Raw genomic sequence first — 12,974 nt, 5'->3', positions numbered from 1 at the left:
CCGCCCCGCCGCCTCCAACCGGAAACTGTTATGTACAACCCAACAATGAGCCTCAACGAGGCAATGCCGGAACACGTCGACGACCCGCTCACCGCGCTCGTCAGAATGGCGGCCGGGCCGCTTGCGCTCGCGCGTTATCCCGTGGTCGAAGTCATGCGCACGTGCGCGCTGCACACGCTGGCGCATTCGACGAGTCCGCTGCGCTCGCCCTTCAACACGATTCACGCGAGCGAGCGTTGCTGGACCCACGAAGATCGCGACATCGTCACGCCGGCGAACGACTTCCTCTATCTGAACGGCTGGATCGATCTTGGTGCGGGGCCCGTCGTGCTCGAGATTCCCGCCATCGAGGCGGATCGCTACTACGTGATCGAACTGCTGGACGCCTTCACGAACAACTTCGTCAATATCGGCGCACGCAAAGCGGGCGCAAACGGCGGCCGGTTCGTGCTGCACGCGCGCGGCCAGCGAGTGGATGCGCCGGGTATTCCGGTGGAATGTCCCACGGCACTCGTGTGGTTGCTTGGCCGCGTGCTGGTGCACGGCGACGACGATCTGCCGGCCGCACGGCAGGTTGCACGCGCGTTTCGTCTGCACGGGCCGCAGAGCGCAGGGCCCGCGTGCGTGAGCCGATGGCCCGAGCGCGGAGATCGCGCGCTCGACTTCTTCCAGAGCGTGTTCGACTCGCTGGCCGACTTTCCGGTGCGCGAGGACGAGGCAGCGCTCGTGAAGATGCTCGTGCGCGCGGGCTTGCGCGAACGGGGGCCGAACGACGTCACGTTGCTTCCGGCAGCGGTTCAGCATGGTTTGCGCCAGGGTTACGTGGACGCCCAACGTTTGATCGCCGCGTTCACGACGAATCGCGCCCGGCGCGGTTGGGCGTATAGCCTCGGACTCGGTCGCTATGGAAACGATCATGTGTTGCGAGCGTGCATCGCCATGAAAGGCCTGGGTGCGCTGGCCGCCGACGAAGCGGTCTACGCCACTGCCGATTTCGACGACGCGGGGCAGCTTCTTGCCGGGAGCCGTCGCTACGAACTCTATTTTCCACCGGGCCAGTTGCCGCCGGTCGATGCGCTGTGGTCGCTGTCGCTCTATGGCGAGGATCGTTTTTTCGTCGACAACCCGATCAGGCGCTATGCGATCGGTGACCGCACGCAAGGGCTTCAATACGACGCCAACGGCGGCCTGCGTATCCGGATCCAGCACGCGCCGCCGCCTTCGTCCGCGAACTGGTTGCCCGCGCCGGCGGGCGGCTTCTATCTGATCCTGCGCCTTTATCACCCGCAAACGTCTTTCCTCGAAGGGCTTTACGCGATTCCCCCGGTTCGGGCCGTGAATGACCAACCATGACTAACCATGACCAACGCCGCTTGTGAACATGAAACCCACGCCTGATTCCGATCCGCAGTTTGATGGTCTGTTCGATCTGGCCGTCGAAGCGGTGCAGTTCGCGCTGCCGCTGTACGAAATGGCGCGCATGCGCTCGGCAACCTGCCCACGTACCGACGCAGCCGGGCGTCTCGCCGGTTCCGCGGCCGACGCCTCGCAACGCTGGGCGAACCAGTGGCTCCATGTGCGCGAACTGCTCGGCCCGCAACATCGCCGGGTCGTCACGCCAAACAACGACACGCTGTACTCGAATGCATGGCTGGACCTGAGCGCGGGCCCTATCGTGATCCGCGTGCCCGCGATGCAGGCGCGGTACTACGTGCTCGGTCTGCTCGACATGTACACGAATCCGTTCGGCTGTATCGGCACGCGCACGACCGGCAACGAGGCCGGCGCGTTCCTGCTGCACGGACCGGGTTGGCGCGGCAGCGTGCCCGAGGGCATGCAACCGGTGGCGTGCCCCACGAATACAGTGTGGATCATTGGTCGCATGCTGGCGGACGGCGCAGCGGATCTCGCCGATGCCGTGCGCTTGCAGGACCAGTTGGTCATCGAGCCTGGGCCGGAAGGCAGCGCGCAGGCGCCGTGCCGGATCGACGCGGGCATGCAGCCGAACGAGAAGCCGGGCGACGCCATGCGGTTCGTCGAGGTCGTCAACGCGGTGCTGGCCGAGAATCCGCCGCCGCTTGCCGAGGGCAAACGCGTGGCAAGCTTTGAGCGGGTGGGCGTTGGCGCCCGCTGCGCCGGCAAGGCGCTCGACGCGCGGGTGCGCGAGACCCTGGCGCGCGCCATTGCGCATGTGACGGATGCGCTCTCGGGTGCGCCCGCGCTCGCGCTGGGCGGCGGGTGGGCCTTGCCGGTGGACGTGCGCGAGTCGTTCGGTGCGGACTATCGCGAACGCGCGCAGGTCGCGCTCAACTATATCGGCGCACTGGGCATCGAAGAGGCGATGTACATCACGGCTGACTTCGATTCAAGCGGGGCATGCCTCGATGGCGGCTGCACTTACGTCGTGTACTTTGCAGCGGGACAAGGGCCGCAGGTCGACGCATTCTGGTCGCTCACCGCCTACGAGAAAGCGACCTGCATGCTCGCGGAGAACGAGATAGGGCGTTATTCGCTGGGCGACCGTACACGCGGCCTGCGCCACGACGCGGACGGCGGCTTGCGCATTGCGATTTCGGCCGTGGAGCCGCACGATCCGGTTCTGCGCGCCAACTGGCTGCCTGCGCCCGCGGGCCGCTTCTATCTGGCGCTACGTCTTTATGTCCCGCGAGAAGTGCACATTTCGCGCCGGTTTGTTTATCCACCTGTCGTGCGTCAATCCGTTTGATTCGATACGGATAACGAAATAAAAACGGCGACTGCTTGCAGTCGCCGTTTTTGTTGCTTACGTGGGAACGCAGGAAATCAGAAGCGATGCGTCACGCCCAGGGCCGCCATGAACTGATTCGTGCCCGCTTCGGTTACGGAGACGCCCGGCCAGCTCACCGTGGCGGTGCCGTTGTTCTTCATGTAGCCAACGCGCGCATAGACGCTCGTGCGCTTGGACAGAAGATGGTCGATACCCGCCGCGAAGCCCGGTGTGTTGTCATGCGCGCCGCGTACGTTGCGATAGAGCGCGGCAAGCTTGATGGAATCGGCGGAACTCGCCTGAATGGTTGCGCCGAGTTCCGCGATGCTGAGCGAGTGCGCCGTGCCGAGAACCGCGGCGAGCGTATGCGGCGAGGGATTGTCGGCGCGCTGGTACGAGTAGTTGAATTGCAGGTTCACGATACCCAGCCGGTAGGCGAGCGCACCGACGAAGTGCTCGGTACCGAGCAAGGTCAGCGCGGCGGGCAGGGCGGCGATGGTCTGCGTTCCCGGCCGCTGGTTCGTATAGGCAAACCCCGCGTAGAGCGCCCCGCCCGTGTAGTTCACGCCTACGCCGAGCGTATTGCCCGTGGTCGCCGGAACCGGCGCCGTGACGGTTGCGGCGAACGAATACATCGCGTAACCCTGCAAGCCGCCGATTCGCGGCGTCTGGTAGAGCGCGCTGTTGGACAACCGACCGGGATCGTACTGCGTCGAGAGCGTATTGCGATCGACGGCGAGCACCATGGCCGAGAACGGCGACAACGTTTCGTTGACGTTGAACGGCTCAACCGGGTAGACAATGCGAAACGCCACATCGTACTGGCGGCCGAAGCTCAGCGATCCATACGTTTCGTCCTTGAGCCCGACCCACGCCTGGCGATAGAACAGCACGCTCTTGTCGATCAACAGCGAGCCGTTGTTGAGATTGAAGCCCGCTTCGACGTCGAATTGCGCGGCGAGTCCGCCACCCAGGTCTTCGTTGCCTTTGAGCCCGACCAGCGAGCCCGTCGAACCGCCGCTGTACTGGCCGATCGTATGGGCGCCGCCATTGTCGAGATACTGCAAATAGGTGTCGGCCACGCCGTATAGCGTGACGTTCGAATCGGCCGCCGCCGCACTGCCTGCGGCAATAGCCAGCGCTACACCGCACGCTCCGTGCTTGCCAACGCGCATAGTTGTCTCCTCTTGGTCTTGGTTTAATGGCATTCAAAATAGAATGACCGTGCCAATTTGAGGGACCAGGCCAGTTGTTGTCTACTGCATTGTTTTTATGGGGAGATTGCAGGTCGTGCATGGCGCCGCGCGCGCCGGAATGGGTCGCCTTCTGCGAGGCAGTTACTCGCCCAGCAAGCTCCCACCCGGCGCCACCGGCAGCGACAATTTCCCCTGATCGGTGAATCGCGTGCCGCCACCGATGCCGCCCGCGAGCCGCCCGCGAATCTCGTACGGAATGCTGCCCGCGCTCGCGCCGCCTGCGAACGCGAAGGCCTGGCGCACGGCGGAGAACGCAGGCACGGTCAGCGGCACATAGATGATCGCTTCGCCAAATCGCGGCACGACGCCGCTTTGATCGCTCACGCCGCTCGCGAAGGATTGCCCATTGAGATCCAGTTGCAGCGAGACGCCGCTATATTCGATCGGCGTATCGTTGGGATTCTGGATGCGCAGCTTCACGTTGAAGCGCATCTCCAGCCCTTCGCCTTTTAGCGGTTCGATGCCTGCCACGTTGACCCGCAGCGGGTCCTGGCCAAACCCCGCGCAGCCGCTGAGCCAGAAAACGAGGGAGAGGAGAAGGCAGAAGAGGGAGAAGAGGCGAGCTGAACGCCCCGCATGGGCAACCGGCATGGCGAGCACCTCGTTCGATGAGTCTTCGATGAGTCGGCGGGTGCCGCCAAGTGTAGCGTTTTTCGCTGCCGGGCTATCCGATGCGGGTTCGCGCGCCGGGTGGAGGCGCTCGCGTGAGCATCGAGCGCCTCCCGCGCGGCCGGTCACGCATGCCGCGAAGTGTGACCGCGCTCGCCCCAGGCGCGGGTGTCGTCGTATTCGCGCGAAATGTCCTTGTTCGTGTAGTCGCCCATACGCCAGGCGGCGAGCAGGCTGACCACCGCGCACGCGAGGATATACGCCGCGATCGCGTAGCCCGAGCGGTAGTAAGCGAACAGCGCCGTGGCGATCAACGGTGCGGGGCCGCCCGCAATCACCGAAGCCAGTTGATAGCCGAGCGACGCCCCGCTATACCGCAGCCGCCCCGTGAACGACTCGGCGATGAACGCGGCCTGTGGACCGTAAAGCATGGCGTGCGGCACGAGCGAAAGCACCACGGCCGCGAAAATCCACGCGGGATTTTTCGTGTCGACCATCGCGAAGTAGATAAAGCCGAACACGCCGACGGCCACCGCGCCGATCATGTACATGCGCTTGCGACCGATCAGGTCGGACACGTGGCCAAAGAGCGGAATGGTCACGAACTGCAACACGGCGGCGGCCAGCACGGCGGTGAGCATGAGGTCGCGCGAGACGTGCAGCGTTTTCACGCCATAGGTGAACACGAAGGCCGTGTAAATATAGAACGGCGCCTGCTCGGCCATGCGCGCGAGCGCCGAGAGCAGGATGTCCTTGGGCTGGCGGCGGATCACTTCGAGCATCGGGGTTTTCTCGATCCTGTTCTCGGCGAGGAGCTTGGCGAAGATCGGCGTTTCGAGAATGCTCAGCCGGATATAGAGCCCGATGGCGACGAGCACGATGCTCAGGAAAAACGGCACCCGCCATCCCCAGGTCAAGAAACTGCTGCCGGAGATCTCGCTCATGGCCAGCACCGCGAGATTGGCGAGAAAGAGGCCCGCCGGCACGCCGAACTGCGGCCAGGACGCGACGAAGCCGCGGTGCGAATTGGTGCGCGCCCATTCCATGGACATCAGCACCGAGCCGCCCCATTCGCCGCCCACGCCCACGCCCTGGATGAAGCGCAGCACAGTGAGCAGGACCGCGCCCCAGACGCCGATCGTCGCATAGGTCGGAACGAAGGCCACGGCGAAGGTGGCGAGGCCCATGAGCAACAGGGTGACGATCAGGGTGGCCTTGCGGCCCACGCGGTCGCCGTAGTGGCCGAAGATGGCCGCGCCAACCGGCCGGGCGACGAACCCCACGGCGTAGATCAGAAAGGCTTGCAGGGTGCCGACGAGCGGGTCGGACTCAGGAAAGTACAGCTTCGCGAAGATAAGGCCGGTGACGATACTGTAGAGGAAGAAGTCATACCATTCGATCGTCGTGCCGATGGTGCTGGCAATGACAGCGCGGCGCAACTGGCGATGGGCGTCTTCCTCCGAAAGGAGCGTGGCTCCCGACTGATCAGCATTCATTTCGCACCCCCGGAAACAAGGGCGATAGGGCTTTTCGGACAAATCGCAGGACTAGGGTTCCGGTGGCGCGCAGGCGTGCGCCAAGTCGCCGGAAAGTGGGACTGACCGGTTCAGGCAAAAGTGATTTGTCCCTTGCTGTCGCTTCATCCTGATCCGCGTGGTTGATCCATTCTTCTATCGAACGTTATATCACGTTGTGATGTGATGCGCGATCGATCGCCCAGGTAAAGTCATACGATCCGGCTCGCGCCGCTCGGCTCGGTGCACTGGTAATGCCCCGCACCACGCGCCCGGAAGCCCGGCCGGGCACGCGCGCGCGCCCTCCGGCATTGGGACAAATGCCGACTTCCAGCCAGCCGAACGCCCGCTTTTCCGAAAACGAATTGTTGGCCTCGCGTGCCTCCACCACACTGGCACCTGTCCGACGTTGGCGCCACGCACGCGCCACGCCGGAAAACTCCAAAGCAAACAAGCGCCCGCGAAGGCGAAGGAGGAGACATGAGGCGACCCAGGACGCAAGCGCGGCTTGTGCAGCACGCGCCCAACGCAACACCCGCTCGCGCGCCGCGCCGCCTGCATGGCGCGCTGGCGGCGGCGCTGACCATCGCGCTTGCGCCAACGCTTGCGCACGCCACGGAGTGGCGCGTAGGCGTGGAACTGCCGCTCACCGGCGCGCTCGCGCAGGCGGGCACCGAGATGTATCGCGGCATTCAGGTGGCGGCCGACATCTACAACCGTCGCCATCCACAGGACAAGATCACCCTCATCGCCGTCGACGACGAATCGAACCCGGCCAAGGCCGTCGCCGCCGTCGAGCAACTCGCGTCGCAGCACGTGGTGGCGATTGCGGGCGCGGCCAATTCCAACTGCGCCGGTCCCGCTTCGGAGGCGGCCAGCAAGGCGGGCCTCGTCTACGTGACGTCGGGCGGCACGAGCGACGACATGGTCACGCGCGGGCTGAAGAACTTCTTTCGCGTGAGCAATACACCCGGCTACACGAAGGGCATGGTGGGCCTCTTTGACGCACTGGGCGTGAAGTCGGTGGCGATCGTCTATTCGACGAAGGACGCGACCAGCGATCTCGCGAAGCAACTCGACACGGCGCTCAAGGCGCAGGGCGTGAAGACCACGCTGCACGCCTACGATCCCTCGATCAGCGACTTCAAGCCGCTCATCAACAAGGTGAAGTTGCAGGACAAGCCGGACGCGATGGCGATGCTCGGCTATGAAAACGACTACGTGGGCATTCTGCGCGCCGCGCGCGTGCTCAAGCCCGACCTGAAGGCGATTGCGGCGCCGTGGGCCTTTGCGAGCCCGAAGATGGCGCAGTCGTTCCCCGACCTCGTGCCGAACGTGTACGGGGCGACGGTGCTGTCGTCGCCAGCCGACTACCGCTCGGCTGACCAGCGCGACTTTTCCGATACCTATCAACGCCTCTTCAAGACCAGCTCGAATTACCAGTCGCAAACGTCGTTCGTCTACGCGCAAGTGCTGTTCGACGCGATCGCCAAGGCACAGAAGTCCGGTGCGCTCGACAAGGGTGGTCTCGCCGACACGCTGCGCGCCACGCAGCGCGACGACACCTTCCTCGGCAAGGTGAGCTTCGACGCGCGCGGCGACAACACGAACTACGTGGCGCACATGGGCCAGTTCGCGCACGACGGCAAGCTCGCGCTCGTGTGGCCCGCCAACTACGCGACGTCGAAGCCCGTGTATCCCGGCGTGCCGTGGTGAGCTGAAGCCGCGCTCGCGTGAGTGCTTATGACGTACTCCGAAGCAAACGAATAGAACAACGAAACAGCGCGAGCGCCGCGTTCGACGGCGCCGCTCCATCTCATTGAGACAAAGGTTTGGAGGTTCGATGGTTCGCAACGCTACTCGCAGCAAGCCGAGCACGGTTTTCCGCGCTTTTTTCCGAGCTTTTCCCCGCCCCTCGTGGCGCCTGAGCGCGGGCGCGGCAAGCGTGTGCGCGCTGCTCGCGCACACGCCCGCGGCGTTCGCCGACGTGCTGCCGGTGGGCGTGGAGTTGCCGCTCACGGGTTCGATGGCGCGCGCGGGCAACGCCCAGCTCGAAGGCATCAAGCTCGCCGCGGACCTCTTCAACAAGGGCGGCGGCAAGCACAAGGTCGCGCTCACCGTGATCGATGACGAGGCGCAGCCCGCGAAGGCGGTTTCGGCCGTCGAGAAGCTCGCCTCACAGGGCGTGCTCGCCATTACGGGCGGCTATGGCTCGAACTCGGTGAGCCCGGCCTCGGAAGCGGCCGACAAGGCAGGCATCGTCTATATCACCTCGGGCGCCGTGGACAGCGCGATGACCACGCGCGGCCTCAAGCGCTTCTTTCGCATCGGACCCGCTTCGGGCTACTCGAAAGCCGTGGTGGGCCAGTTGAACGCGATGGGCGTGAAGTCCGTGTCGATTCTTGCCTCGACGAAGCAGGCCACCACCGACCTGAGCAACGAAGTCTCCACGCAAATGCGCGCGCAGGGCGCGACGGTGACCGTGCACGCGTTCGACCCGACCATGACGGACTTCAAGCCGCTCGTGAACAAGGTGCGCTTGCAGGACAAGCCTGAAGTCATGCTGATGATCGGCTACGAGAACGACTATATCGGCATCCTGCGCGCGGCCAAGGTGTTGCGCCCGCAACTGAAGGCCGTGATGGGCGCGTGGTCGATCGCCACGCCCAAAATGACGGCCGAGTTTCCCGACCTCGTGAACAACGTGATCGGTTGCGCGATGCTGCCGCATCCGGCGCAGTTCGGCTCGGCCGAAGGCAAGACCTTCGTCGAAGCCTACCAGGCCGCGTTCCACAAGGAACCCGACTACGTAGCCGAGTTCGCCTACGTGCAGTCGCGCCTGCTGTTCGACGCGATGGCGCGCGCCGCCGACGCGGGCACGCTCAAGCAGGACGGCATTGCCGCCGAACTGCGCGCGAAGCCGCACGACACGCTCATCGGCAAGGTGAGCTTCGCGGCGAACGGCGACAACCCGTCGTTCCAGAACAACATGGCGCAGATTCAGGGCGACCGCATCGTGCTCGTGTGGCCGAAGGAACGCGCCACGGGCAAGCTGAACTATCCCGCGCTGCCATGGTGAGCGCTAGCGCTGCGAAGGAGGCGTCGCAATGACCGACCTGTTGCTCCAATCGCTGTATTCCGGCGTGCTCGTGGGCGGCGCGTACGCGCTCGTCGCGCTCGGGCTCGCGCTGGTGTTCGGCTCGATGCGCATCATCAACCTCGCGCACGGCGAGCTGGTGCTGCTTGCCGCCTATATCGCCTACACGTTCGAGACGAAGCTCGGCCTGAATCCCGTGCTCGCGATTCCGGTCGCGATTCCCGTGGTGTGCGCGGCCGCTGCGGCGGCGTGGTACCTCGTGAGCCGCATCAAGCGCGACCGTGAGCTGAACTCGCTGATCCTGACCTACGGTATCGGCATCGTGCTCACCAACGCCGTGCTGCTGGGCTGGGGCGCCGACGTGCGCTCGAGCGGCAACGCGTGGTTGCAGGACAGCGTGATGCTGGGCGACCTGCTTTCCATGCGCAGCGAGCTGCTTTCGTTCGGCATCAGCGTGGTGCTGATGCTCGCGTTGTGGTGGTGGCTCTCGCGCTCGTGGTATGGCCGCGCCGTGCGCGCCATTTCGAGCAACCGCGACGCCGCGCGTCTCATGGGCATCGACCCGCGCAAGACCGAGCTGATCTCCTTCGTCGTGGCGGGGCTGCTCGCTTCGTGCGCGGGGGTGTCGATCTACGCGTCGAGCGCGATCCAGCCGTCGATCGGCGAGGCGCTCACGGTGAAGGCGTTCATTATCACGGTGCTCGCGGGCGTGGGCTCGATTCCGGGCGTGCTGGCGGGCGCCATGCTGCTCGGCATTACCGAGGCGCTCACGGTCACGCTCGCCAGCTCGGCGCTTCAGGAACTCGCGGGCATGCTGCTGTTCCTGCTCGTGCTCTACGTGTTGCCGAACGGCTTGTTCGGCGTGGCGAAACGAAGGGGATGAGATCCATGCAAACGATGAAACCGGCAACCGCCTGGTCCGGCTCGCGCATCGCCGCGCTCGCCGTGGCGCTGCTCGTGCTCTATGTGGCCGTGCCGCTCGTGCTCGGCCAGAACCTCTATCTGATGAGTCTTGCCGTGGCCTCGCTCACCATTGCGGGCGTGGCGCTCGCGTGGGCGCTGCTCGGTAATCTGGGCGGCATGGTGAGCTTCGGCCATGCCGCGTTCTTCGGCGTGGGCTCGTATATTTCGGCGCTGCTCACGCTCAAGGCGGGCTGGCCCGTGTTTCCCGCCATGCTCGCGGGCGGCGTGGGCGCGGCGCTCGCCTCGCTCGCGATGGCGCCCGCGCTGCGCCTGAAGGGCCCGTACTTCGCGCTGGCCATTCTCGCTTACGCGCAGATTTTTCGCATCGTCGCGACCGAATGGTCCGGCCTCACCGGCGGCGCGAGCGGGCTCTCCAGTATTCCGGGCTTGCCGAAGCTCGCGGGCTTCGACTTCGGCAGCAAGAGTGGCGGCTATCTCGTGGTGCTCACGCTCGTGCTCGTGTTCGCCGCGATCTATGCGCGGCTGCGCGGCAGCTACGTGGGCCTTGCGCTGCGCGCGATGCACGAGTCGGAGGACGCCACACGCGTGGTGGGCGTGAACAGCGTGATGCTCAAGCTTGCCATGCTGATGCTTTCTGCCTTGATGACGGGGCTGGTGGGCGCCTTCAACGCGCATTACATCAACTTCCTAGAACCCGACTATGCGTTCAACGCGAGCTGGGCCGTGGTGCCGATCATCGCTGCGATCTGCGGCGGCTATCGCACCATTCTCGGGCCGCTGGTGGGCGCGGTGAGCGTGTATCTCGTCGATCAGCTCGTGCTCAAGAGCCTGCTGCCCACGGGCCACCAGATCGTGCTCGGCATGCTGCTCGTGGCGATGATCATCGTGAGCCCGGCTGGGCTGACCGCGCTGCGCTTCAAACGTACCCGGCGAGGTGTTTATGCAGCAAGCTGAACGAGTCGAAGGCGTGGAACAAGGGGAGCAAGCGGCGGAACTGCGCCTGCAAGACGTGTCGATCCGCTTTGGCGGCATCACGGCGGTGAACGGCGTATCGCTGTCGCTCGGCACGCGCGACGTCGTGGGACTCGTCGGGCCGAACGGCGCGGGCAAGACCACGTTATTCAACGCGATCTCCGGCCTCGTGCGGCCCACGAGCGGCTCGATCCGCTTCGGCGACGTCGATTTGCTGAAGGCGCCGCTGTATCGCCGCGCGCGCCTTGGCATCGGGCGCACGTTTCAGGTGCCGCAGCCCATGCACGAATTGACCGTGCGCGAGAACCTGATCGTCGCGCAACGCTTTGGCACCGGACGCGTGGACGAAGCTCGCATCGACGAGATCCTGGCGTTCATGGGGCTGGAAGCCAAGGCACAGCGCGAAGCGGCCACGGAACTCGCGCTGACCGAACTCAAGGCACTGGAAGTAGCGAAAGCGCTGGCCACGGGGCCGAAGCTGCTGCTGCTCGACGAAGTGCTGGGCGGCCTGGAAACGGCGACCAAGCGCCGTTTCATGCAGACGCTGCTGGCGGTTCATGAACGCTATAAGGTAGGCATCCTGATCATCGAGCACGATATCGAAACCGTGATGAACTTGTGCCGCCGCGTGTGCGTGCTCAATTTCGGCAAGCTGATTGCCGACGGACCGCCCGCCGAGGTGTTCCGCGATCCTGAAGTCGTGCGCAGCTATACGGGGGAGGCCGCCCATGCTTGAAGTCAGCAGCGCCCGCGCGGGCTACGGCGCGATCAACGTGTTGTGGGATGTCTCGCTCAATATCGCGAGCGGCGAAGTCACGACTATCGTGGGACCGAACGGCGCGGGCAAGACCACGCTGCTGCGCGCGATCATGGGGCTCGTGCCGCTGGAGCGCGGGCAGATCACCTTCGACGGCGCGCCGCTCGCGGGTGTGCCCACCTGGGACATGGCGCAACGTGGCATTGCGATGGTGCCCGAGGGACGCATGATTTTCCGCGACATGTCGATCGAAGAGAACCTCATGCTGGGTGCTTTCGCGAAAGCGCGGCGCGCCGGGGCGAAAGCGCAGCTCGATGAGGTGTACACGCTTTTTCCGCTGCTCAAGGAGCGTCGCGCGTTGGCGGCGGGGACGCTTTCAGGCGGGCAGGCGCAGATGCTCGCGTTAGGGCGCGGGCTGATGTCCTCGCCGCAGCTCATGCTGATCGATGAGCCTTCGCTTGGGCTTGCACCCGTGATGGTGCAGGAGGTGTTCGCGATTCTCGAACGCCTGAAGGCGGCGGGGCGGACCATCGTGCTGGTCGAGCAGAATACTAATATGGCGCTGCGGCTTGCTGATCAAGTGTATTTGATGCAGGGTGGGAAGGTGACGTTTGCCGCGCGGGCGAACGATGTGAATGTGGATGAGCTGCACGATATGTATTTTGCGCGTTAGCTTTTCTTTTTTGTCGTGGTTCCTGGGGGCTTTCGCGTTTCCTTGTTTTCGTGTCGGTCTGCCAGGGTTGCCCCTGTGCGGGGCGGCACGAACCTATCCGCATTTTTGTGTGCAAGGCGGTTTAACAGATCCTAACCTCGGGCGAGCGTAAAGCGCTCGCCAAACAGGATGGCAAACTGGTTCATCGCGGATTTCCAGTCGAAGGTTGCCCGTACCGACTTGGCCAGCACATTGCGCAGCGCCAGCCAGAGTAGTTTGATGGCAGCCTCGTCGGTGGGGAAGTGGCCCCGGGTCTTGATGATCTTGCGTAGCTGCATGTTCAGACTCTCAATGGCGTTGGTCGTGTACACAACCCGTCGAATCTCGGGTGGAAACACGAAGAACGGCGTGACGTGCTCCCAGGCTCGCTGCCAGCATTGCACAATC

Annotated in this window: 12 protein-coding genes; 8 read left to right on the top strand and 4 right to left on the bottom strand. The window is 64.6% G+C overall.

Annotated features, from left to right (window positions below; genetic code table 11):
* The first annotated feature begins 30 nt into the window (after positions 1–30).
* A complete protein-coding gene (locus tag C7401_RS38445; RefSeq protein WP_112177281.1) occupies positions 31–1,353 on the top strand; it encodes a DUF1254 domain-containing protein in 1,323 nt (440 codons plus the stop codon).
* 28 nt (positions 1,354–1,381) lie between these two features.
* Positions 1,382–2,725, top strand: a complete 1,344-nt coding sequence (locus C7401_RS38440; RefSeq protein ID WP_112177280.1) for a DUF1254 domain-containing protein — start codon at positions 1,382–1,384, stop codon at positions 2,723–2,725.
* A gap of 77 nt (positions 2,726–2,802) precedes the next feature.
* Here the strand turns inward: C7401_RS38440 and C7401_RS38435 are convergent, their stop codons facing one another.
* The 3 genes from C7401_RS38435 to C7401_RS38425 form a co-directional block, all read right to left on the bottom strand.
* On the bottom strand, positions 2,803–3,921 hold the full coding sequence (locus tag C7401_RS38435; protein WP_112177279.1) for a porin: 1,119 nt from the start codon (positions 3,919–3,921) through the stop codon (positions 2,803–2,805).
* Between the two features lie 162 nt (positions 3,922–4,083).
* Entirely contained in the window at positions 4,084–4,593 is a 510-nt protein-coding gene (locus C7401_RS38430) for an LEA/WHy family protein (RefSeq protein WP_112177278.1), read from the bottom strand.
* A 143-nt stretch (positions 4,594–4,736) separates the two neighbouring features.
* Entirely contained in the window at positions 4,737–6,107 is a 1,371-nt protein-coding gene (locus tag C7401_RS38425; protein ID WP_112177277.1) for an MFS transporter, read from the bottom strand.
* 498 nt (positions 6,108–6,605) lie between these two features.
* Here C7401_RS38425 and C7401_RS38420 point away from each other — a divergent pair, with 498 nt between their 5' ends.
* The 6 genes from C7401_RS38420 (at position 6,606) to C7401_RS38395 (ending at position 12,548) form a co-directional block, all read left to right on the top strand.
* Positions 6,606–7,841 carry an ABC transporter substrate-binding protein gene (locus C7401_RS38420; RefSeq protein ID WP_112177276.1) on the top strand — a complete coding sequence of 412 codons (1,236 nt, stop codon included), beginning with the start codon at positions 6,606–6,608 and terminating at the stop codon, positions 7,839–7,841.
* Positions 7,842–7,968: 127 nt separating this feature from the next.
* Positions 7,969–9,204 (top strand): ABC transporter substrate-binding protein, encoded by a 1,236-nt coding sequence (locus C7401_RS38415; RefSeq protein ID WP_112177275.1) that lies wholly within the window; start codon positions 7,969–7,971, stop codon positions 9,202–9,204.
* A 28-nt stretch (positions 9,205–9,232) separates the two neighbouring features.
* Positions 9,233–10,105: a branched-chain amino acid ABC transporter permease gene (locus tag C7401_RS38410; RefSeq protein ID WP_112177274.1), complete on the top strand. Its 873-nt coding sequence runs from the start codon at positions 9,233–9,235 to the stop codon at positions 10,103–10,105.
* A 5-nt stretch (positions 10,106–10,110) separates the two neighbouring features.
* Positions 10,111–11,100, top strand: coding sequence for a branched-chain amino acid ABC transporter permease (locus tag C7401_RS38405; protein WP_308012646.1), 990 nt, complete (start codon positions 10,111–10,113; stop codon positions 11,098–11,100).
* The gene (locus C7401_RS38400; RefSeq protein ID WP_112177273.1) at positions 11,087–11,854 is read left to right on the top strand and encodes an ABC transporter ATP-binding protein; all 768 of its coding nucleotides are present in this window, start codon (positions 11,087–11,089) and stop codon (positions 11,852–11,854) included. Before C7401_RS38405 ends, C7401_RS38400 begins: the two co-directional genes overlap by 14 nt.
* The gene (locus C7401_RS38395; protein ID WP_112177272.1) at positions 11,847–12,548 is read left to right on the top strand and encodes an ABC transporter ATP-binding protein; all 702 of its coding nucleotides are present in this window, start codon (positions 11,847–11,849) and stop codon (positions 12,546–12,548) included. Before C7401_RS38400 ends, C7401_RS38395 begins: the two co-directional genes overlap by 8 nt.
* Positions 12,549–12,679: 131 nt before the next feature.
* Here the strand turns inward: C7401_RS38395 and C7401_RS38390 are convergent.
* On the bottom strand, positions 12,680–12,974 hold a 295-nt coding region (locus C7401_RS38390; RefSeq protein ID WP_146757927.1), incomplete at its 5' end, for a transposase.

The sequence above is a fragment of the Paraburkholderia unamae genome (assembly GCF_003268775.1).
In the GTDB taxonomy this organism is placed as follows: Bacteria; Pseudomonadota; Gammaproteobacteria; order Burkholderiales; family Burkholderiaceae; genus Paraburkholderia; species Paraburkholderia unamae.
This window is presented reverse-complemented; position numbering and strand designations above follow the sequence as displayed.